At 72.0% G+C, this 20737-nt stretch carries 18 protein-coding genes and 3 pseudogenes; 13 read left to right on the top strand and 8 right to left on the bottom strand.

Annotated features, from left to right (window positions below):
* The first annotated feature begins 15 nt into the window (after positions 1–15).
* Positions 16–2019: an exo-alpha-sialidase gene (locus tag ACFY2B_RS40040; RefSeq protein WP_390767985.1), complete on the top strand. Its 2004-nt coding sequence runs from the start codon at positions 16–18 to the stop codon at positions 2017–2019.
* A gap of 18 nt (positions 2020–2037) precedes the next feature.
* On the opposite strand, the gene ACFY2B_RS40035 is transcribed toward ACFY2B_RS40040, so the two are convergent.
* On the bottom strand, positions 2038–3054 hold the full coding sequence (locus ACFY2B_RS40035) for a bile acid:sodium symporter family protein (protein WP_390768015.1): 1017 nt from the start codon (positions 3052–3054) through the stop codon (positions 2038–2040).
* A 161-nt stretch (positions 3055–3215) separates the two neighbouring features.
* On the opposite strand from ACFY2B_RS40035, the gene ACFY2B_RS40030 reads away from it, so the two are divergent.
* The 4 genes from ACFY2B_RS40030 (at position 3216) to ACFY2B_RS40015 (ending at position 7823) form a co-directional block, all read left to right on the top strand.
* Positions 3216–4085 carry a LysR substrate-binding domain-containing protein gene (locus ACFY2B_RS40030; RefSeq protein WP_390767984.1) on the top strand — a complete coding sequence of 290 codons (870 nt, stop codon included), beginning with the start codon at positions 3216–3218 and terminating at the stop codon, positions 4083–4085.
* Between the two features lie 87 nt (positions 4086–4172).
* Complete coding sequence (locus ACFY2B_RS40025) at positions 4173–4610, top strand: MerR family transcriptional regulator (RefSeq protein ID WP_390767983.1); 438 nt, start codon at positions 4173–4175, stop codon at positions 4608–4610.
* Complete coding sequence (locus tag ACFY2B_RS40020; RefSeq protein WP_390767982.1) at positions 4607–5584, top strand: NAD-dependent epimerase/dehydratase family protein; 978 nt, start codon at positions 4607–4609, stop codon at positions 5582–5584. The genes ACFY2B_RS40025 and ACFY2B_RS40020 overlap by 4 nt, the downstream gene beginning before the upstream one ends.
* Before the next feature lie 412 nt (positions 5585–5996).
* Positions 5997–7823: an AMP-dependent synthetase/ligase gene (locus tag ACFY2B_RS40015; RefSeq protein WP_390767981.1), complete on the top strand. Its 1827-nt coding sequence runs from the start codon at positions 5997–5999 to the stop codon at positions 7821–7823.
* Between the two features lie 120 nt (positions 7824–7943).
* Here ACFY2B_RS40015 and ACFY2B_RS40010 read toward each other — a convergent pair whose 3' ends face one another.
* Together ACFY2B_RS40010 and ACFY2B_RS40005 are read right to left on the bottom strand one after the other, a co-directional pair.
* A complete protein-coding gene (locus ACFY2B_RS40010) occupies positions 7944–8732 on the bottom strand; it encodes a Tat pathway signal sequence domain protein (protein WP_390767980.1) in 789 nt (262 codons plus the stop codon).
* Positions 8733–8736: 4 nt separating this feature from the next.
* Positions 8737–9903 (bottom strand): glycoside hydrolase family 105 protein, encoded by a 1167-nt coding sequence (locus ACFY2B_RS40005; RefSeq protein ID WP_390767979.1) that lies wholly within the window; start codon positions 9901–9903, stop codon positions 8737–8739.
* Positions 9904–10349: 446 nt separating this feature from the next.
* On the opposite strand from ACFY2B_RS40005, the gene ACFY2B_RS40000 reads away from it, so the two are divergent.
* Positions 10350–11183: an aldo/keto reductase gene (locus tag ACFY2B_RS40000; protein ID WP_390767978.1), complete on the top strand. Its 834-nt coding sequence runs from the start codon at positions 10350–10352 to the stop codon at positions 11181–11183.
* 24 nt (positions 11184–11207) lie between these two features.
* Here ACFY2B_RS40000 and ACFY2B_RS39995 read toward each other — a convergent pair whose 3' ends face one another.
* A complete protein-coding gene (locus tag ACFY2B_RS39995; RefSeq protein WP_390767977.1) occupies positions 11208–11819 on the bottom strand; it encodes a hypothetical protein in 612 nt (203 codons plus the stop codon).
* 220 nt (positions 11820–12039) lie between these two features.
* Between ACFY2B_RS39995 and ACFY2B_RS39990 the strand changes: the two genes are divergently transcribed.
* Positions 12040–12738, top strand: a complete 699-nt coding sequence (locus ACFY2B_RS39990) for a glycoside hydrolase family 75 protein (RefSeq protein ID WP_390767976.1) — start codon at positions 12040–12042, stop codon at positions 12736–12738.
* A gap of 112 nt (positions 12739–12850) precedes the next feature.
* On the opposite strand, the gene ACFY2B_RS39985 is transcribed toward ACFY2B_RS39990, so the two are convergent.
* The 3 genes and pseudogenes from ACFY2B_RS39985 to ACFY2B_RS39975 form a co-directional block, all read right to left on the bottom strand.
* Positions 12851–13771 carry a class I SAM-dependent methyltransferase gene (locus ACFY2B_RS39985; protein WP_390767975.1) on the bottom strand — a complete coding sequence of 307 codons (921 nt, stop codon included), beginning with the start codon at positions 13769–13771 and terminating at the stop codon, positions 12851–12853.
* A 236-nt stretch (positions 13772–14007) separates the two neighbouring features.
* Positions 14008–14194 (bottom strand): annotated as a pseudogene (locus ACFY2B_RS39980) (SAM-dependent methyltransferase); the annotation flags it as partial.
* On the bottom strand, positions 14191–14496 hold the full coding sequence (locus tag ACFY2B_RS39975) for a 4a-hydroxytetrahydrobiopterin dehydratase (RefSeq protein WP_390767974.1): 306 nt from the start codon (positions 14494–14496) through the stop codon (positions 14191–14193). The pseudogene ACFY2B_RS39980 and the gene ACFY2B_RS39975, both read right to left, overlap by 4 nt.
* Before the next feature lie 197 nt (positions 14497–14693).
* Between ACFY2B_RS39975 and ACFY2B_RS39970 the strand changes: the two genes are divergently transcribed.
* From ACFY2B_RS39970 to narI, 6 genes and pseudogenes are all read left to right on the top strand, one after another.
* Positions 14694–15530, top strand: coding sequence for a helix-turn-helix domain-containing protein (locus ACFY2B_RS39970; protein WP_390767973.1), 837 nt, complete (start codon positions 14694–14696; stop codon positions 15528–15530).
* A gap of 95 nt (positions 15531–15625) precedes the next feature.
* Positions 15626–16489 (top strand): helix-turn-helix domain-containing protein, encoded by an 864-nt coding sequence (locus tag ACFY2B_RS39965; protein ID WP_390767972.1) that lies wholly within the window; start codon positions 15626–15628, stop codon positions 16487–16489.
* A 528-nt stretch (positions 16490–17017) separates the two neighbouring features.
* A pseudogene (locus ACFY2B_RS39960) lies at positions 17018–17791 on the top strand (molybdopterin dinucleotide binding domain-containing protein); the annotation flags it as partial.
* Positions 17791–19395 carry a nitrate reductase subunit beta gene (gene narH / locus ACFY2B_RS39955; protein WP_390767971.1) on the top strand — a complete coding sequence of 535 codons (1605 nt, stop codon included), beginning with the start codon at positions 17791–17793 and terminating at the stop codon, positions 19393–19395. The pseudogene ACFY2B_RS39960 and the gene narH, both read left to right, overlap by 1 nt.
* A complete protein-coding gene (gene narJ / locus ACFY2B_RS39950; protein WP_390767970.1) occupies positions 19395–19889 on the top strand; it encodes a nitrate reductase molybdenum cofactor assembly chaperone in 495 nt (164 codons plus the stop codon). Before narH ends, narJ begins: the two co-directional genes overlap by 1 nt.
* Positions 19886–20608, top strand: coding sequence for a respiratory nitrate reductase subunit gamma (gene narI / locus ACFY2B_RS39945; RefSeq protein WP_390767969.1), 723 nt, complete (start codon positions 19886–19888; stop codon positions 20606–20608). Before narJ ends, narI begins: the two co-directional genes overlap by 4 nt.
* Positions 20609–20639: 31 nt before the next feature.
* Here the strand turns inward: narI and ACFY2B_RS39940 are convergent.
* Positions 20640–20737, bottom strand: a pseudogene (locus ACFY2B_RS39940) (shikimate kinase); the annotation flags it as partial.

Raw genomic sequence — 20737 nt, 5'->3', positions numbered from 1 at the left:
AAGGGCAGGCCGCACATGCCGCCAAGAACCGGTGCACTCCCCTTGGTCCTCCGGCTCCGCAGGGGCAGGGGACGTCGCGCGAGATCCGCTCCGGCCGCCGTCCTCACGGCGGCCATACTGTTGCTGCTGCCCCATCCCGCGAGCGCCCGGACGGCGCACGATCGGACCGCACCGGCTCGCACGGCACACGAGCAGACCGCACCGGCCCGCACGGCACAGACCCGGGCGGCGCGGGTCCAGACGCCCCCCGGGTCCCAGGGCTTCGACCAGCAGGTCCTCTTCAAGGCGGCTCAGGACCCGGGGTACGCCTGCTTCCGCATCCCGGCGATGGTCCGGACGGCCGCCGGCACGCTGCTCGCGTTCGCCGAGGGCCGGGTCCTCAACTGCGGTGACGCGGCGGACATCGACATCGTGCTGAAGCGGTCCACCGACGGCGGCCGCACCTGGGGCCCGCTCCGGGTGGTCAACCGGGGCGCGGGCGACACCCACGGCAACCCGGCGCCGATCGTGGACCGCAGGACGGGGCGCGTCCTGCTCGCGGAGACGTACAACACGGGCCGCACGGACGCCGGGAGCTGCTCCGTCCCCTGCGACCGCACCCCGCACCTGCAGTACAGCGACGACGACGGCCTGACCTGGTCGGCGCCGCGCGACCTGAGCCCCGAGATCCTGCCTCCGAACTGGAACTCCTGGTACGCGACCGGTCCCGTGCACGGTCTCCAGCTCAGCCGCGGCCGGTACGCCGGACGGCTCGTCTTCGGCGTCAACGCCGAGACGTGGCACGGCAGCCGGGTCACCGCCAACCACGCGGCGCTCATCGTCAGCGACGACGGCGGCGACCACTGGCGGATCGGTGCCACGGACAGCTGGCCGATCGCCGCCGACGGCACCTTCCGGCAGAAGCCGTCCGAGATGGCGCTCGCCGAACGCGCCGACGGCTCGATCCTGGTCAGCGGCCGGGAGCAGGACGGCACCGACCTCGGCCACCGTACCCAGGCGGTCAGCAGCGACGGCGGTGCCGGTTTCACCGCCCCCTTCCGGAGCCTCCCGGACCTGTACGCGCCCCAGGTGCAGTGCTCGACGCTGCGGCTCGGCGGCCGGCTGCTGCTGGCCTGCCCCGGCGACCCGGACCGGCGCCGCACGATGATGATCCGCTCCTCCTACGACGGCGGCCGCACCTGGGACAGCGCGGACCGCGGCACGGTCGTCACCACCGACTGGTCCGGCTACTCCGACCTGGCCTCCGTCGCACCCGGCACGGTGGGACTGCTGTACGAGGGCGGGGCGGCCGACGCCCGCGACGAGATCCGCTTCGCCCGCTTCAGCGAGGACCGGCTGCGTCCCCGCCACGGCCCCGACCCCACCACCCCCGACCTCGCGCCCCGGGCCCCGCGCGCCGCGGTACTGGGCGGTGCCACCCGGACGGCCGGCGTGGCGGGCGGCGCCCTGAAGTTCGACGGCGTCGACGACGCCGTACGCCTGCCGTACGACGGCCGGCTCCCGCTCGGCACCCGGGACTTCACCGCGTCGCTGTGGTTCCGCACCACGGCGGCCCGCGGCGAGCAGCCGCTGCTGTGGATGGGCGGCATCGGCACCGGTCAGCCGCAGGTGTGGCTGCGCGGCGAGCCCGACAGCGACCGGGTGCGCGGGCTGATCACGGTACGGGAGGGCGCGACGGCGGTCCGGACGGCGGCGGTCGCCGCGTCCGGCGCCCACAACGACGGCCGCTGGCACCACCTGGTGCTGCGCCGCGGCGGCGGGCGGCTGGCCCTCGTCCTCGACGGCGCGGCGTCCTCCGTCGCCGACGTGCCCGGCTCGGTGAGCCGCAACTCGCCGTTCGGTGTGCACGTCGGCCAGCGCATGGACGGCCGTGCCTTCTTCTCCGGCGCGATCGACGACGTCCACGTCTGGGACCGGGCGCTGTCCGACGCGGAGCTGTCCGACCCGCGGGTGCTGCGCTCCGCCCGGGACACCGTGCTGTGGCTGCCCCTGGACCAGGTGGCCGCCGGCGCTCCCTGAGGCCCCGGGCTGCGGACGTCAGCCCGAACGCGTCCCCGTGCCGACCGCGGCGGGTGCCGCCCCGGCCGGCACGGCCTCGGCCGTGAGTTCCGCCTCGGGGTCGCGCGCCCGGCGCTTGGCGATGACCGCGCAGACCATGAGCTGCATCTGGTGGAAGAGCATCAGGGGCAGCACGGCCAGCGAGGCGTGCGCGCCGAACAGGACGCTCGCCATGGGCAGCCCGGAGGCGAGGGACTTCTTCGAACCGGCGAACTGGATCGCGATCCGGTCCGCGCGTCCGAACCGCAGCGCCTTGCCGCCGTACCAGGTCAGCAGGAGCATCACGGCGAGCAGGGCGGCCTCGACGACCAGCAGGCCGCCCAGCCGGGCGGGGCTCACCTGGTGCCAGATCCCCTGGACCACGCCCTCGCTGAACGCCGTGTAGACGACCAGGAGGATCGAGCCGCGGTCGAAGACGGCGAGCACCTTCTTGTGCCGGGTGACGAAGCCGCCGACAAAGGGGCGCAGCAGTTGTCCGGCGAGGAAGGGCACCAGCAACTGGAGCACGATCTGCAACAGCGAGTCGCCGGAGAACCCGCCGCCACTGTTGCCGAGCAGCGCCGCCGCGAGCAGCGGGGTGAGCACGATGCCGACCAGCGAGGAGAAGGAACCGGCGCAGATCGCGGCGGGCACGTTGCCACGGGCGATCGAGGTGAACGCGATCGACGACTGGATCGTCGACGGCACCAGGGTGAGGAACAGCAGTCCCTGGTAGAGCGAGGAGCTGAGCAGCACCGGCACCAGCCCGCGGGCGGCCAGGCCGAGCACCGGGAAGAGGACGAAGGTGCAGGCCAGGACGGTGACGTGGAGCCGCCAGTGGCGGAGCCCGTCGATCGCCTCACGGGTGGACAGGCGGGCGCCGTAGAGGAAGAAGAGGAAGGCGATCGCGGTGGTGGCGGCGCCGGAGGCCACGTCGGCGCCGGTTCCCCGGGCGGGCAGTACGGCCGCGAGCCCCACGGTCCCGAGCAGCAGCAGGATGAACTTGTCGATCGGCATCCAACTCGGCCAGTGCAGGCGTCTCACGGTGCTCCACTTGCTGTGCGTCAGGGCGGTGATCAAGGGTCGCAGGACCCCTCTCCATCGTCCTCCCCGGAACGGCGATCGGGAATCTGGCATACCGCTCTCACTGTCATCATGTATCGCGATATCCTGACGCCGTGTACGAGCCCTCCCACCTTCGGACCTTCCTCGCTGTGGCCCAGACGCTCAGCTTCACGCAGGCCGCCAGGCGGCAGGGGCTGCGCCAGTCCACCGTCAGCCAGCACGTGCGCCGGCTGGAGGACGCCACCGGACGGCAGCTGTTCACCCGCGATACCCACTCCGTGGAGCTGACCGAGGACGGCGAGGCGATGCTCGGCTTCGCCCGCCGGATCCTGGAGGTGCACGAGCAGGCGACGACCTTCTTCACGGGGACGCGGGTGCGCGGCCGGCTGCGCTTCGGCGCGTCGGAGGACTTCGTGCTGACCCGGCTGCCGGAGATCCTGGAGGGCTTCCGGTACGACCATCCGGAGGTCGACCTGGAGCTGACGGTCGAGCTGTCCGGCACGCTGCACGAGCAGCTGGCCGCCGGGAAGCTGGACCTGGTGCTGGCCAAGCGGCGGCCGGACGATCCGCGGGGCGAGCTGGTCTGGCACGACGACCTGGTGTGGATCGGCGCGGAGCGGCTCCGGCTGGACCCGGACCGGCCGGTGCCGCTCATCGTGTTCCCGCCGCCGGGCATCACCCGTGCCCAGGCGCTGGAGGCGCTGGAACGGCAGGGCCGTCCGTGGCGCATCGTGTGCACCAGCGGCAGCCTCAACGGCCTCATCGCGGCGGCCCGGGCCGGGCTCGGTGTGATGGCGCACTCACGGGGCCTGGTCCCGCCCGGACTGTTCCGGGTGCCGGACCGGGCGGGCCTGCCGGAGCTGGGCAGGGTCGACTTCGTCCTGCTCCACGGCCGCCACCGCACCCCGGCGCGGAGCGCGGCGGACGCGCTGGCGTCGGCGATCCTGAGCGGCGGAGAACGCCTGCACCGGCGCGGCGCCTGACCACTCCGCCCGCGAGGAGCCGCGGCCCCGGACCACCGGACGCCCGCGGTTGACTTCAAGCGCTTGAGGTGTGTTCTGCTGCCTGGCATGACAACCTTCACCATTCAGGACATGTCCCGGCGCAGCGGGCTGAGCGAGCCGACGCTGCGCTACTACGAGGAGGTCGGGCTGGTCGGTCCGGTCGACCGCGACGAGCACAGCGGGCACCGCCGCTACGGTCCACGGGACCTCGATGTGATCGAGGCGCTGGCCTGCCTGCGCGCGGTCGGCGTCGGCATCGAGGACATGCGTACCTATCTGGCGAACCGGGCCCGTGGGCGGGCGGCGGCGGCCGAGCAGCGCGATCTGCTGCTGCGGCACGCCGAGCGCGTCGAGGAGGAGATCGCGGCCCAGCGCGCGCGGCTCGGCTATCTGCGGGAGAAGGCGGCGCTGTGGGACGCCCGTGAGCGCGGGGACGCCGCCGCGGAGGCCGGGGCGATGGAGCGGCTGGCGGGCGCGATCGGCCGCCTGGGGGTGCTGCGATGAGCCCGGTCCTGGTCACCGGTGGATCCGGCTACCTGGCGACGCGGCTGATCGCCGCGCTGCTGCGGGCCGGCCGCCCGGTGCGCACCACGGTGCGTTCGACGGCCCGCGAGGCCGAGGTGCGCGCGGCCGTGCGCCGCGGGAACGCCGACGACGGCGGCCTGGAGGTCGTCGCCGCCGACCTGACCGCCGATGACGGCTGGGCCGCCGCGGCGGCCGGCTGCGCCGAGGTCCACCACGTCGCCTCGCCCTTTCCGGTCACGGATCCGGAGGATCCCGACGAGCTGATCGTCCCGGCCCGCGAGGGCACGCTGCGGGTACTGCGGGCCGCGCGCGACGCGGGTGCCCGGCGGGTGGTGCTCACCTCCTCCTTCGCCGCGGTCGGATACTCGCCCAAGCCGGGCGCCGAGTTCACCGAGGCCGACTGGACCGATCCGGACACGCCGGGACTCGCGCCCTACCCCCGGTCCAAGGCGATCGCCGAGCGTGCCGCGTGGGACCTCATGGAGCGCGACGGCGGCGGCACCGAACTCGTCGTCGTCAACCCGACGTTCATCCTCGGGCCCACCCTCACCACCGGCCTGCACTCCTCGACACTGCTGATCAAGTCGATGCTGGAGGGGACGATGCCCGTCGCACCCCGCCGGCGCTTCGGCGTCGTGGACGTCCGGGACGTGGCCGACCTGCACCTGCGCGCCATGGCCGCGCCCGAGGCCGCGGGCCGGCGCTACCTGGCCGTCGCCGACGGCCCGACGCTGAGTTTCCTGGAGGTCGCCGACGTCCTGCGCCGACGGCTCGGCCCGCCGGCCGCGCGGGTGCCCACGACGGAGGCAGCGGGGGACGGCCCGCCGCGTCCGGTCATCCACAACGACCGGGCTCGTGCGGAACTCGGCTGGCGTCCGCGACCGGCCGGCACGACGATCCTGGAGACGGCCGAGAGCCTGCGTGACCTCGGTCTGCTGGAGTCGGCCTGGTGAGGACCGCCGGGTCTTCGCGCCAGGCACCGGGCCGAGCCGGGAACGGGGCCCGCTCGTCCGGGTGATGCCGCGGGCCCGACGGCGGTTTCCGGACACGACGCTTCCGTCCCACCCGGCGCCCGCGCCGGCCTCGGCCGCCCCGGACGACCGCTGTGCGTCCTGCGCGACGGCGGACGCCCGAGTCCTCAAACCCCCGTAATCGGGTCGTACAGATTCAGTGGAGATTACGCCACCGAAACTTACTCAACCGTAAGTAATCTGTCCGCCCCTTCCCCGTGTGAGTGCTTTCTCCCGGGCACGACCATGCGGTACGGGCGCATTGGCCGTTTTCGCACCCCCTCCCCTCCGGCCAAACGGTGGGGTAGCTTTCACGGCGCTGTGCGGAGCGCCACCGAAGGAGCGGGAGCGGGGTTTGCGCGAGTTCACCAACCCTCCGTTGGCGTCGGCGCCACCGGTGGGTGGTCTGGCCGACGTCGTTTTCGAGCATGCCGTCCGGGACCCCCTCCATGTGGCGCTCGGCCGCAAGGACGAGTCGGGGCAGTGGCGGGACGTGACCTCCGCAGAGTTCCGTGACGAGGTCCTCGCCCTCGCCAAGGGGCTGCTCGCCCGTGGTGTCCGCTTCGGCGACCGGGTCGCCATCATGTCCCGCACCCGCTACGAGTGGACCCTCTTCGACTACGCGCTGTGGGCGATCGGCGCCCAGGTGGTGCCGGTCTACCCCACGTCCTCGGCCGAGCAGTGTTTCTGGATGCTGTACGACTCGGAGGTGTCCGCGGCGATCGTCGAGCACGAGGACCACGCGATGACGATCGCCACCGTCATCGACCGGCTGCCCCGGCTGCGCCAGCTGTGGCAGCTGGACTCGGGCGCCGTGCAGGAGCTGTACGACGCGGGCGCGCACCTCGACGACGAGATGGTGCACCGGCACCGCCGTGCGGTCACCCCGGACTCGGTCGCCACGATCATCTACACCTCGGGGACGACGGGCCGGCCCAAGGGCTGTGTCATCACGCACGGCAACTTCGCGTTCGAGGCGGAGACCGTCATCGACCGCTGGGAGCCGGTGTTCCACTCCCGGAAGGGCGACGAGGCGGCGACCCTGCTGTTCCTGCCGCTCGCACACGTCTTCGGACGGATGGTGGAGGTCGCGGCGATCCGCGGCGGGGTGCGCTTCGGGCACCAGCCGCAGCTCAACGCCGCCGCCCTGCTGCCCGACCTACAGGCGTTCAGGCCGACGTTCATCCTCGCGGTGCCGTACATCTTCGAGAAGGTGTTCAACGCCTCGCGGCGCAAGGCCGAGAAGGAGGGCAAGGCCGGGCCGTTCGAGAAGGCGGTCGAGATCGCGGTGCGGTACGCGGACGCAGTGGAGGCCAAGGCGTGGGGCAGCGGGCCCGGCCCCTCGGCCTCGTTGCGCGTGCAGCACCAGATTTTCGACAAGCTCGTCTACGCCAAGGTGCGTGCGGCCATGGGCGGCCGGATCCGGAACGCGATGTCCGGCGGCTCGGGCATGGACCGCAGGCTCGGGCTCTTCTTCGCGGGCGCGGGCGTGCAGGTCTACGAGGGCTACGGCCTCACCGAGTCGACGGCCGCCGCCACCGCCAACCCGCCCGAGCGCACCCGCTACGGCACCGTCGGCCAGCCCATCCCGGGCGTGAGCGTGCACATCGCCGACGACGGGGAGATCTGGCTGCACGGCGACAACGTCTTCAAGGGCTACCTCAACAACGAGAAGGCCACCGACGGGACCCTGCACGACGGCTGGCTGGCCACCGGCGACCTGGGGTCGCTGGACGAGGACGGCTATCTGACCATCACCGGCCGCAAGAAGGAGATCCTGGTGACCTCCGGCGGCAAGAGCGTCTCGCCCGGGGTGCTGGAGGAGCGCGTCCGCGACCATCCGCTGGTCAACCAGTGCATCGTCGTCGGCAACGACCGCCCGTACGTCGCCGCCCTGGTCACCCTCGACCACGAGGCGATCGAGCACTGGCTGTCGATGCGCGGCAAGCCGCAGCTCTCGCCCGCGCAGCTGGTCCGCGACCCGGATCTGGAGACCGAGGTGCGGCGCGCGGTGGTGGCGGCCAACACCCTGGTCTCGCAGGCGGAGTCGATCCGTACCTTCCGCATCCTGGCCCAGCCGTTCACCGAGGAACACGGCCTGCTGACACCGTCGATGAAGCTGAAGCGCAAGGCGATCGAGAACGCGTACGCGAACGAGGTGGAGGCGCTGTACCGGGCGTGAGCGGGCACAGCGCCCCGAACCGGGCCGTGGTGATCGGCGCCGCGAGCAGCAGCGCGGGCAGTGGGTCGAAGCGGCGCTCGGTCTCGTGGTGGTGTCCTGCCCGCCGTACGGTCCGGCCGCTCAGCCCAGTCGGTAGCCGCGCAGGTCGGTGAGCAGGAGATAGGTGTCCTGCAGCGAGCCCGAGGTGTCACCGAGGGAGCGGTAGATGCCCCACTTCGGCCGGACCCGGTCGGCCAGGAAGGTGTCGACACCGGTCATCGACTTGTCGATGACGGTCGTGGAGCCGGTCCTGAGGATCCAGCGGACCGAACCCGCCGTACCGTCACCGACCTTGATCTGGAAGTCGACGTCGGTCCAGGTGTCGTGCAGCGGCGCCAGCTCGGTGCGTCCGACGAGGATGTCGGCGATGGCGAGCTTCAGCTCGATGGTCTGGACGCCGTTCACCCGGCGCAGCGACTGCACGACGATCGGCGAGGTGCCGGTGCCGGGCTGCTTCATCTGCATGATGTGGGTGAAGGTGGTGGTGGCCTGGAGGGAGCTGGGAATGTACATCGAGTACGTGACCCGCCAGGTCTGGCCCTCGGTCCACTTGAGGTAGTCGCTGCCGCTGCCGTTGCGCAGGCCGGTGACCTCCTGGCGCTGCCGGTCGGTGGAGGTGTCCCGGTCGGTCATGTGCATGTTGAAGCGCCAGTTGTCGCCGGTCGCGTAGATGTGGGGCTGTCCGGCCGGGTGGGAGTCGGCGCGGTCGTCCTCGACGGTCTCGAAGGCACCGAGTCCGTCCTCGCTCGCCGACGGTGACCATGCGAGCTGCCAGGACGCCGCCGCGGCCGGCTGGGCCGGCAGGCCGACGGCGGCCGTGGCCGCACCGCCGAGCGCGGCGCCCAGCAGCGCCCTTCTGGATGTGCTCATGGCACTAATCACCCCGCAGCTGCTCGTTCATGATCAGGAACGCGCCGAGTCCGTGGAAGTCGTTGACGGCCCGGTCACGGGCGACGTAGTACGCGTAGTCGCCCACATTGGTCCCGACGGAGATGTCGGCGAGGTTCGTGCGGCCGTCCGCGCCGACCGACAGCTTCGCCAGGACGCCCGCGTAGCCGCGCCGGGCGACCGCCTCGTAGCGCGGCGGGAGATAGCCCTGGCGCACACCGCGGTCCAGGGCGTAGGTGAACATGCTGGAACAGGACGTCTCGGTCCAGTTGTCGGCGCGGGCGCCCTCGTCCATCACCTGGAACCAGCGTCCGCTCGCCGGATCCTGGTACTTCGCCAGGCCCGTGGCCAACTTCCTGAAGATGCCGAGGAGTTCGGCCCGTCGGGGGTGGTGGCCGGGGATCGCGTCGAGGACGTCGGCGAGCGCCATCGAGTACCAGCCGACCGCCCGGCACCAGTGCTCGGGGGCCAGCCCGGTGGCCGGATCGGCCCAGGACGTGGTCCTCGACTCGTCGTAGGCGTGCCGCAACAGGCCGTTCGCGACCTGGAGATGGCCGCCGTAGACGGCCAGTTGCCGGGCCGCCTCGTCGTCGCTGCGCGCCCGGTCGCCGAACTCCGCGCCGTACTCGACGAGGAACGGGTTCACCATGTAGACGCCGTCCGCCCAGAGCTGGTGGGCGCGGCTCGCGGTGTCGGCGTGCCAGAAACCGCCGTCGCCGGTGCGCGGGTAGGTGGCCAGCCTGCCGACGATCTTCTCGGCGGCCCTGCGGTAGCGCTCCTCGCCGGTCTCGTGATGCAGGATCACCAGGAGGCGCCCCGCCTGCATGCTGTCGAGGCTGTTGAAGGACTGGTCGATCGAGCCGTCCTCGGCCACGAAGCGGTCGACGTACTCCTTGAGGTAGGTGAGGTAGCGGGACTCGTGGGTGCGCTGGTAGGTGAGGTACTGGCCGTAGAGGTAGAGCCCGACCGGGTACGACCAGCCGCCGATGGTGCTCGGCGTGTAGCGGGCCATGGTGGAGTCGACCACGGCCGTGGACCAGTCGGGGGCGGCCGGCCGGGCCGTGGCCGCGGGGGCGGCCGTGGGCAGTGTGACCAGTGCGGTGGCGGTGAGCGCGACGGCCGTCAGTGCCGCCCGCAGGCGTCGGCGTGTCATGGTCCTCCTTCGCGACGGGCGTATGCGCACCCCGCGGCGGTGTCATCAGGGCGTCAGCCGGGCCCATTCATCCGATGTCTGTGGACCGGGCCGTTCCGTCCGACGATCCCCGAACGGGGTGCCGGGGCGAGGTGTCGTTCATGTGCACGTACCCGCCTTCCTGAGGTGGGGGATCCCAGCGCCCTCAAAGGCGCCGGGTGCACAGGGAGGTTCACATGCATGTACCGCATTCAGCAACGCGTCCGGTGGTGCGATACAGAGTTCCGGTACGACAGCCCGCGGTCAATGGTCCGGAACGCTGACATCGGATGCGTTCCGGCCATTCTTGGCAGCCGGGTCCGGCCCTCCGGGCACTCCCGGACGGCTGCCGCCCCAGGAGTGCGGGACGGCCGGTGATCGTTCACGATGGAAGCAGCACCTGTCGGCAACCGAAGGGGCGAGCACCCGTGAGCAGCAAGGTTCCCCCGGTCGTCCTCAACAACGGCGTCGAGATGCCCCAGCTGGGTTTCGGAGTCTGGCAGGTGCCCGACGACGAGGCCGAGCGGGCCGTCACGACGGCCCTGGAAGCCGGGTACCGCAGCATCGACACGGCGGCGGTCTACGGCAACGAAGCGGGCACCGGCCGCGCCGTCGCCGCCTCCGGCCTGCCCCGCGAGGACGTCTTCGTCACCACCAAGCTCTGGAACGCCGACCACGGGTACGACGCGGCGCTGCACGCCTACGACGTCAGCCTGGCGAAACTGGGCCTGGACTACGTCGACCTGTACCTCATCCACTGGCCGCTGGCGCAGCGGGACACGTTCGTCCCGACGTACAAGGCGCTGGAGCAGTTGTACGCCGACGGCCGCGTGCGGGCCATCGGCGTCTCCAACTTCCTGCCCGAACACCTTGAGCGGCTGACCGCCGAGACGTCGGTCATCCCCGCGGTCGACCAGATCGAACTCCACCCCCGGCTCCAGCAGCGCGCGGCCCGCGAACTCCACGCCGAACTGGGCATCACCACCGAGGCGTGGTCGCCGCTCGGCCAGGGCAAGGGCCTGCTGGAGGTGCCGGCGATCGTCGCCGTCGCGCAGAAACACAACCGCACTCCGGCCCAGGTCGTACTGCGCTGGCACGTCCAGCTGGGCAACATCGCCATCCCCAAGTCCGTGACGCCGTCCCGGATCAGGGAGAACATCGAGGTCTTCGACTTCAGCCTGGACACCGAGGACCTCGCGGCGATCGGCGCGCTGAACGAGAACCGCCGGCTGGGCCCGGACCCGGCGACGTTCGGCACCTGAGCCTGCGCGCGCCGCGCCCGCCGCTCAGTCGGCGCGCACGTCCGCGTACACGACCTCGAACTCCTCCAGCCCGGTCACGGTCGCATGCGCCTTCGCCACCCCTTCGTGCCGCACCGCCGCCATGACCGCGCGGGACGCGGCCAGCGACTCGCGGTCGACGAAGAGGAGGCCGGACCTGGCGCGTCCGCGCTCCCGGTCCACGAACAGGGACGCACCGGCGATGCCGCGCAGCCTGTCCAGCCGGGGCAGCAACGACGTCCGGAACACGTCGGCGAGCAGATCCGCGTCCGCCGGGTCGAACTCCAGCCCGGTGACCCGTAGTCCGCCGCCCGCCCTCGGGTGCTGGAACACATGGAAGGCCGCCACCTCGTAGTTGTCGACGGTCACCGTGCCCGCGAACGGTCCGAGGAGTTCGGCGCGCCGCAGGCTCATCACCTCGTCGCTGTTGTGCCGGTCCGCCGCGGAGGACCACCAGCTGGCCGAGAGTAGTTTGCCCAGCTCCCGGTCGACGAAGACGCTCGCTCCGCGGTAGCCGGGACGCTCCATGAGCAGGTCCCGCCCCGCGGTGTTGAGGGCACGGAGCGCCGTATCGATCTTCGTGGGATCTCCGGTCGCGTACACCGTGCGGACGAACATGACGACTCGCCTCCCCGGAAGCCAGGTAATGGTTCGGACATATCCGTACCAAAAATGTGGAATGTCCACTGATGTCCAGTCTTGTCGCAGGAACAAATCATTGCAAATGGCACAGCGAGCACGAGCTTGCATCGAGAGACTTGACGAGGCCACGTAAAGAGGCCACCTTGTACGGCACCTGGTAAGGAAACTTTCCTAACAGACAGAAGGGTCCCCCACAGTGCGCATGCGACCACTGACCCTCGCCGCGGCCTCCGGGGCCGCACTGCTCGCGACCGGAGTGCTCCCCGCGAGCGCCTCGGGCGCCCCCACCGCCCCGACGTCGACCCAGGAGGGCACGGTCAGCGCGGCCGACCTGCTGGCCAAGGTGACGTCATGTCAGCAGATCTCGAACGGCAAGTACAAGACCGACGACGAGACGTCGGCCACGATCCCCGTGTGCGGCAAGAACGGCGCGGTGTTCTGGAAGGCCGACATGGACATCGACTGCGACGGCCAGCGCACCTCGAACTGCAACGAGGACACCGACCCCTGGTACCAGGACGACACGGCCTTCCACCAGTCCGACGACAAGCCGCTGAAGGCGGACACCCTGCCGTACGTCGTGGTGCCCAGCTCCAGCAGCATCTGGAACTACTCCAGCGCCGGCATAAAAGGCGGCGGTGTGGTCGCCGTCATCTACAACAACAAGGTCGAGTACGCGGTCGTCGGTGACACCGGCCCCACGCAGATCATCGGCGAGGCGTCGTACGCCACCGCCAAGGCGCTGGGCATCGACCCCGATCCGGAGACCGGCGGCACCGACTCCGGGGTGACCTACATCCTGTTCAAGAACTCCCAGGTGTCCCCCATCGAGAGCCACAGCGGCGCGGTCAGCCGCGGGGACCAGTTGGCCAAGCAGTTCCTCCTGGACAACTGAGGCGGACGGCGGGCCGATTGGGCTCCGTGCGGCCCCGCGTCTCCTCCATGGGCGTCGTGCGGCGCCCTGACCGGGAACGCGGGGCCGCACCCGCGGCGTCGCCGGACGGCGGTCAAGCGGGCCGGACCGCCGTGTACACCGTGTACGCGCTCAGGACGAACACGTCCGGGCGGCGGTGGACGCTCTCCGGGGCGGCCGGGTCGAGAAGGCGGCCGAGGGTGGCGCGGTCGTCGGCGTCGAGGCCGTCGGCGACCAGGTCGCGCAGCCGGGCGAGGGTGGCGGCGGCGTGCGCGCGCGCCCGGTCGGACGCCGGCGCGGGCAGGTCCAGCAGGAAGCTGCGGGTCCGGGTGTGCCGCAGACCGGCGGAGGTCAGCAGGGCCGGCCAGTCCTCCCGTTCGGTGACGCTGCCGGGAAGTTCGGCCCGCATCCGCGTGAACCGCTCCTCCTGCACCGCATCGAGCCTGGCTTGCAGCCCCGGCCGGCCGATGCCGATGTCCCGGGGCAGGAACCGGCTGGGCAGGCCGCCCTCCAGCAGCGCGAGCGTGCCGCCCGGCACCAGCCGGGCCGCGAAGGCGGTGAGCGCCGCGCGCTGGTCGGCGAGGTGGTGCAGGCTGCGGCCGGCCCACAGCAGGTCCGCCGGGTAGGTCAACTCGTCGAGAACTGCGGGGAGTTCCCCGGCGAGCGTGTCGAAGCGGTCGGCGACGCCCTGCCGGGCGGCCCGGGCGCGGGCCCGCTCCAGGAGCGGCCCGGTACCGTCCACGGCCAGCACCCGCGCGTCCGGGAACGCCTCGGCGAACAGGCACGACACCACGCCGGGGCCGCTGCCCGCGTCGACGATCAGCCCCGGCTCGGCCGCCTCTTCGGCGAGCCAGGCCATGGCCTGCCGGTACACGGGCGCGGTCAGCTCCGCCTGCGTCTCCAGCAGCGAGGCCATCTCCGACCAGTCGATGTCGGTGCCCCGTTGCTCGTGCCCGGGGCCCTGCTGGTGCCCGTGCTGCTGCTCGTGGTGGTGATCGGGGTGTCCGTGCGCCATGGTGGTCAGCCTCTCGTCCTGGTGCCGCCAGCCTGCTCCGGCGCACCGTACGCGGGCCAGTGCTGTTGCCGGGACCGCAAAACCGCGACGGCCGGAGACCGGACGGAGGGAGCGGGGGCGAGGGCAGGTGGGACGCACGGCGCGCGGACCGTCGTCGCGTCAGGACAGCGGCGGCGGCCCCGGCGTCAGCCGTCCGATGGCGTCGGCGAGGTCGGTGCCGGTGACCCGCAGCCGGGGCCGGGCCGGGCCGCCGCCGGCCGCCGGGTCACGATCCCGGTCCCGCAGCCCACGTCGAGGAGGCGGCCCACGGCCGCGGGGACCAGGCCCGAGCACCGCGTCGGCCGCGGCCCGGGCTCTGGGCTCGCCGCCGCGTGACGGGTCGTAGCCGCCGGCCTCTTTGTCGTAGTCGAGCCCGTACCTCAGCTCGCCCCGTGGGCCGGGGCGAGATCCGCCACCCGGCGGGCCAGCTCGAAGTCCAGCTCGGTGACGGCGCCGCCCACGCTGTGCGTGTTCACGCTCAGGGACACCGAGTGGTAACCGAGGGTGAGGTCGGAGTGGTGGTCCAGTTCCTCCTGGACCCGGGCGATGTGCACGACCATCGCGGCGGCCGCGAAATGCGAGCCGAGCCGGTACGTACGGGTGATCCGGTCCTCGTCGAGCGCCCAGCCCGGCAGCTCGGCCAGCCGGCCCTCGATCTCCTGCTGCGACAGCGGTGCGACGGCCATGGCCCGGCTCCCTTCGTGGCGGTGCCGCCCCGGCCGGCCCGGTGCGGTCGTCCTCCCCGTTCAGCCTGTCACGCCCGCCCGGCCCGCACGTCACTACGCGGGCCCACCCGGGGTGGCGCGGCCCCGCCGGCCGCCACGGGCGCCCGCCGGCCCCGCGCGGCACCGCGGCCCCGGCCTCCTCGACTACCGTCGTCGGTATGGTCATCACCGCCGCCGGCTCCGCAGCGTCCGCCGTCCCCGCCGGCCGGTCGGGCGTCGGCCCGCTGCTGCGGGCCTGGCGGGAGCGGCGGCGGCTCAGCCAGCTGGAGCTGGCCCTGCGCGCCGGCTCCTCCGCCCGGCACCTCAGTTTCATCGAGACCGGCCGGTCCCGGCCGAGCGAGGAGATGGTGCTGCGGCTGGCGGAGCACCTGGACGTTCCGGTGCGTGAGCGCAACGCGCTGCTGCTGGCGGCCGGTTACGCGCCGCGCTATCCGCAGACCCCGCTGGACGATCCGGCGCTCGACGCGCTGCGCGACGGCATGCAGCGGCTGATCGGCGGCTACGAGCCGTATCCGGCGCTGATCGTCGACGCCTCGTACACGGTGGTCGCCGCCAACCGGGGTGTCTCGATGCTGCTGGAGGGCGTCCCGGAGTCACTGCTGGCACCCGCGCCGAACGCGATGCGGCTGACCCTGCACCCGCAGGGCCTGGCGCCCCGGATCCGCAACCTGCGCGAGTGGCGGGGTCATCTGCTCGCGCAGATGGAACGGCAGATCGCCCTGCACCGCTCGGACGCGCTGCGCGAGCTGTACGAGGAGGTGGCGGCCTATCCGGTCCCGGACCGGGACGCCGGGGCCGAGGACGAACCGGCCGGGCCCGTGGCCTACTTCGCGCTGCCGCTGCGGATCGAGCACGCGGGCCGGGTGCTGTCCTTCGTGTCGTCCATCGCCACGTTCAACACGCCGATGGACGTGACCGTCGCCGAGCTGGCCGTCGAGACACTCCTGCCCGCTGATCCGGCCACGGCCAAGTACCTGCACTCCCTGGCGGGTTGACGTGATGCGACGGCTGCCGCGCGACCGGCCCGCGTCCGCGCCCGCACGGCGTGACACACTGCTCGCATGCAGGGGCGCACAGGGGAGGTCGTGGCGTGAGTGAGCGGCGGCCCGCGCCCACCGTGGGCCAGGTGGTACTGGGCAGGCGGCTCCAGGAGCTGCGGGAGGCGGCCGGGCTCGGGCGCGAGCAGGCCGCGCGGGTGCTGCGGGTGGCGCCGGCGACCGTGCGGCGGATGGAACTGGCCGAGGTCGCCCTGCGGATCCCCTATGTGCAGATGCTCCTCAGCGCGTACGGCGTGGCCGCGGAGGAGGCCGCCGCGTTCGTCCGGCTGGCCGAGGACGCGAACCGGCCGGGCTGGTGGCAGCGGTTCCACGACGTGCTGCCGGAGTGGTTCAGCATGTACGTCAGCCTGGAGGGCGCCGCCCGCATCATCCGCTCCTACGAGCCGCACTTCGTGCCCGGCCTGCTCCAGACCGAAGGGTACGCGCGTGCCGTGATGGAAGCGGGGACGGTCGGCCAGGACGGACCGGACTCCATCGAGCGCCATGTCTCCCTGCGCATGGCCCGGCAGCGGCTCCTGGAGCGGGACGACCCGCCCCACCTGTGGGCGATCATCGACGAGACGGTGCTGCTGCGCCGGGTGGGCGAGCGCGCCGAGGTGATGCGCGAGCAGGTGGACAAGCTGCTGGAGTTCGCCGAGCGGGACCGGGTCACGATCCAGCTCGCCGAGTTCGCGTCCGGCCCCCATCCGGGGACGTACGCGCCCTTCTCGCTGTTCCGGTTCGCCCAGCCCGAACTGCCCGACATGGTGTTCACCGAGTACCTGACCGGGGCGCTGTACCTGGACTCCCGCAAGGAGGTCTCCGTGCACCTGGAGGTCCTTGACCACATGACGGCGCACGCCGCGTCCGCCCAGCGCACCATGAAGATCCTGCGGGAGTACCGCGAGAACCTGTGACCCGGTTCCCGGTGTCCGAGCTGGTTCCCCGGCCGTCCTGGCCGGGTTCGCGGTCCGCTCCGGTCGGGTTCGCGGGCGTTCCGGTCCGGTTCCCGGGTGTTTTGATCGGGTTCCCCGGCTCTGCGCGGCGTGCCGCGTACCGGGTCCTGACCCGTACGGGTGCCGTGGACGGGTGCGCTCCCCCGTCCCGCCCTAGGTTCGAAGCCACGGGTGACCGAGGGAGCGCACGTGACCGACACGCGGACACCGCCCACGGAGCCGGGCGCGGCACTGCTGGGCGCCGGGCGGTTCTTCCGGCGCGGCACCGCCGCCGCCGACCTGCACAGCGTGCGGCTGACCGGCGGCCGGGAGGCGGACACCTTCTACCGGGACCGCTGGAGCCACGACAAGGTGGTGCATTCCACGCACGGGGTGAACTGCACCGGCTCGTGCCGCTGGAAGGTGTACGTCAAGGACGGGATCATCACCTGGGAGACCCAGGAGACGGACTATCCGACGGTGGGCCCGGACCGGCCCGAGTACGAGCGGCGCACCGGACGGCCGATGGCCCAGCTGGCCGCCGAGCACGAGGGCAAGCGGGTCGACTACGCCGACACCGAGGCCGCGCCGGTGCCCGTGATCACCTCGCCGGAGTGGTCGGGCAGCGAGTCCGGCGGGCGGCGCTACACGGCGTTCACGCAGAACACCGAGCAGCTTAGGCCGTGGCACACCCTCACCGGGCGGCAGCACTTCTTCCTGGACCACGACTGGATGCACGAGCTGGGCGAGGCGCTGCCGGTGTACCGGCCGCCGCTCGACATGCACCGGCTGTTCGGCGAGCCACGGCTCGGTCCGGACGGGCAACGGGAGGTGACGGTCCGTTACCTCACCCCGCACAACAAGTGGTCCATCCACTCCGAGTACCAGGACAACCTGTTCATGCTGTCCCTCTCCCGGGGCGGTCAGACCATCTGGATGTCCCCCGAGGACGCCGACGCCATCGGGGTGCGCGACAACGAGTGGGTGGAGGCGGTCAACCGCAACGGCGTGGTCGTGGCGCGCGCGGTCGTCTCGCACCGGATGCCCGCCGGCACCGTGTACATGCACCACGCGCAGGAGCGGACGGTGAACGTGCCGCGGACCGAGACCACCGGAATGCGGGGCGGCACCCACAACTCGCTCACCCGGCTGCTCCTCAAACCGTCCCACCTCATCGGCGGCTACGCCCAGTTGTCCTGGGCGTTCAACTATCTGGGCCCGACGGGCAACCAGCGCGACGAGGTGACGGTGATCCGCCGCCGCGGCCAGGAGGTGGAGTACTGATGCGTCCGATGGCCCAGCTCGCGATGGTCATGAACCTCGACAAGTGCATCGGCTGCCACACCTGTTCGGTGACGTGCAAGCAGGCGTGGACCAACCGGCAGGGCATGGAGTACGTCTGGTTCGACAACGTCGAGACCCGGCCCGGACAGGGCTATCCGCGCCGCTACGAGGACCAGGAGAAGTGGCGGGGCGGCTGGGAGCTGAACCGGCGCGGCGCGCTGCGGCTGAAGGCGGGCGGCCGGCTGCACAAGCTGGCCGGGATCTTCAGCAATCCCCGGCTGCCGGAGATCAAGGACTACTACGAGCCCTGGACGTACGACTACCGCACGCTCACCGACGCCCCGCTGGGCGACGACTACCCGGTGGCCCGGCCGGTGTCCCAGCTCGACGGCAGGCCCATGGCGATCGAGTGGTCGTCGAACTGGGACGACGACCTCGGGGGCGCCCCGGCGTACGGCGATCTCGACCCGATGGTGGAGCGCACCCGGCAGCAGGTCTCGGACAAGGTGCGGTTCGAGTTCGAGCAGACCTTCATGTTCTATCTGCCGCGGATCTGCGAGCACTGCCTCAATCCGTCGTGCGTGGCGTCCTGTCCGTCCGGCGCGATGTACAAGCGGAGCGAGGACGGCATCGTCCTGGTCGACCAGGACCGCTGCCGGGGCTGGCGGATGTGCGTGACCGGCTGCCCGTACAAGAAGGTGTACTTCAACCACCGTACCGGCAAGGCCGAGAAGTGCACGTTCTGCTATCCGCGGACGGAGGTCGGGCTGCCGACGGGCTGTTCGGAGACCTGCGTCGGCCGGCTGCGCTACCTCGGGGTGCTGCTGTACGACGCCGACCGGGTGACCGCTGCCGCCGAGGTCGAGAACGAGCAGGACCTGTACGAGGCCCAGTTGGGCGTCTTCCTCGACCCCCAGGACCAGGAGGTGCGGCGGGCGTGCGAGGCGGCGGGGATCCCGGACGACTGGCTGGCGGCGGCCCGCCGCTCCCCCGTGCACACGCTGATCAGCCGGTACCGGGTGGCGCTGCCGCTGCATCCGGAGTACCGGACCCTGCCGATGGTCTGGTACATCCCGCCGCTGTCACCGGTGGTGGACGCACTGACCGGGACCGGGCACGACGGCGAGGACGCGGAGAACCTGTTCGGCGCGATCGACACGCTGCGCATCCCGGTGGAGTACCTGGCGGAGCTGTTCACCGCGGGCGACACCGAACCGGTGCGGGCCGCCCTTGAACGGCTGGCGGCGATGCGCTCCCACATGCGGGCGGTCAACCTCGGTGCGGAGCCCGACGGCCGGATCTCCGCGGCCGTCGGCATGGACCGGGCGCAGCTCGAGGAGCTGTACCGGCTGCTGGCCATCGCCAAGTACGAGGACCGGTACGTCATTCCGACGGCCGCCGTCGGCGACGCGAGCCGACTGGAGGAGTCGGCCCTGCCGGAGGGCTGCGCCCTCGACGGGGAGGGCGGGCCCGGCATGGGCGGGGACGGTCCGTTCGGCGGTGACTCCGGGCGCCGCCTGCTGCCGCTGGTGTCGGTGGAGACCTTCCACGCCCTGAGCAGACGGCAGAAGTCCGACCGTGCCGACGACGCCCGGGAGGTCTGATGCCCTCGGACGCGGTGCTGTACCAGGCGGCGGCGCTCTGTCTGACGTATCCGGACGACGACCTCGTGGCCCGGCTGCCGCTGATCCGCGAAGCCGCGCCGCAGCTACGGGAGTTCACCGACCACGCGGCGGTCACCCCGCTGAGCGAGCTGGCCGCGCACTATGTGCGGGTCTTCGACTTCCGGAACCGGCACAGTCTCTATCTGAGCTGGTGGCGCGACGGCGACACGCGGCGGCGCGGGATGTCGCTGGTCCGTTTCAAGGAGCTGTACCGGCAGCACGGCCTGGAGTTCTGCGACGAGGAACTGCCGGACTTCCTGCCGGCGGTCCTGGAGTTCACGGCCCGCACCGGCAGCACGGACCTGCTCACCGGCCACCGCGACGTCCTGGTGGAACTGCGCACCAGGCTCACCGACTTCGGCACGCCGTACGCGTCCGTCCTGGGCGCGGTCTGCGCGGCGCTGCCGCCCGCCCGGACCAGGAGGCGCCCGTGAACACGCTGCTGTGGGGTGCGCTGCCGTACGTCGCCTTCGCCCTCCTCGTCGCCGGGCTGGTCTGGCGGCACCGCTACGACCGCTTCGGCTGGACCACCCGTTCCTCGCAGGTGTACGAGTCGCGGCTGCTGAACATCGCCTCGCCCGTGTTCCACTACGGCATCCTCTTCGTGCTCGCGGGCCATCTGATCGGGCTGTTCGTCCCCGCGTCCTGGACCGGGGCGCTCGGCGTCGACGAGCACACGTACCACCTGTTCTCCCTGTACGGCGGGACGGCGGCGGGAGCGCTGACGGTCGCGGGGATCCTGCTGCTGGTCTACCGCTGGCGCACCCGTGCCCCGGTGCTGCGGGCGACGACGGCCAACGACAAGCTGATGTACGCCGTGCTGCTCGCCGCGATCGTGCTGGGCATGACCGCCAAGCTCACCCACACCGCGGGGAACGGCTACGACTACCGCACCACGATCGCCCCGTGGGCGCGCAGCCTGTTCACGCTGCGCCCGCGTACGGAGCTGATGGCGGGTGTGCCGGTGCTGTACCAGGTGCACGCGGTGGTCGGCATGCTGCTCATCGCGTTCGTCCCGTACAGCCGCCTGGTGCACACGTTCAGCGCGCCCGTGCAGTATCTGTTCCGGCCGTACATCGTCTACCGCAGCCGTGACCCACGGCAGTTGGGGCCGCGGCCGGAGCGCCAGGGCTGGGAGCGGGCGGGTTCCTGAGCCGGACGCCCGCCCGGACGCCGGGTGTTCCTCACAACTCCAGTGCGTCCAGGACCGCTTGGGTGACTTCTTCGGGTGTGCGACCGTCCGTCGCCACCACCGCCACGGCGACCTCCTCGTACAGGTGCC

This window comes from Streptomyces sp. NPDC001270 (assembly GCF_042896695.1).
Classification (GTDB): Bacteria; Actinomycetota; Actinomycetes; order Streptomycetales; family Streptomycetaceae; genus Streptomyces.
Note: the sequence above shows the minus strand (reverse complement) of the source record. Positions and strands in the feature narration are given on the sequence as shown.

Coding starts and splice junctions, on each gene's coding strand:
- ACFY2B_RS40025 (WP_390767983.1), top strand. CDS start 4,173: ATGACAACCTTCACCATTCAGGACATGTCCCGGCGCAGCGGGCTGAGC.
- ACFY2B_RS39985 (WP_390767975.1), bottom strand. CDS start 13,771: ATGGCGCACGGACACCCCGATCACCACCACGAGCAGCAGCACGGGCAC.
- ACFY2B_RS40010 (WP_390767980.1), bottom strand. CDS start 8,732: ATGAGCACATCCAGAAGGGCGCTGCTGGGCGCCGCGCTCGGCGGTGCG.
- ACFY2B_RS39970 (WP_390767973.1), top strand. CDS start 14,694: ATGGTCATCACCGCCGCCGGCTCCGCAGCGTCCGCCGTCCCCGCCGGC.
- ACFY2B_RS39995 (WP_390767977.1), bottom strand. CDS start 11,819: ATGTTCGTCCGCACGGTGTACGCGACCGGAGATCCCACGAAGATCGAT.
- ACFY2B_RS40035 (WP_390768015.1), bottom strand. CDS start 3,054: ATGCCGATCGACAAGTTCATCCTGCTGCTGCTCGGGACCGTGGGGCTC.
- ACFY2B_RS40020 (WP_390767982.1), top strand. CDS start 4,607: ATGAGCCCGGTCCTGGTCACCGGTGGATCCGGCTACCTGGCGACGCGG.
- ACFY2B_RS39975 (WP_390767974.1), bottom strand. CDS start 14,496: ATGGCCGTCGCACCGCTGTCGCAGCAGGAGATCGAGGGCCGGCTGGCC.
- narJ (WP_390767970.1), top strand. CDS start 19,395: ATGCCCTCGGACGCGGTGCTGTACCAGGCGGCGGCGCTCTGTCTGACG.
- narH (WP_390767971.1), top strand. CDS start 17,791: ATGCGTCCGATGGCCCAGCTCGCGATGGTCATGAACCTCGACAAGTGC.
- ACFY2B_RS40005 (WP_390767979.1), bottom strand. CDS start 9,903: ATGACACGCCGACGCCTGCGGGCGGCACTGACGGCCGTCGCGCTCACC.
- ACFY2B_RS40040 (WP_390767985.1), top strand. CDS start 16: ATGCCGCCAAGAACCGGTGCACTCCCCTTGGTCCTCCGGCTCCGCAGG.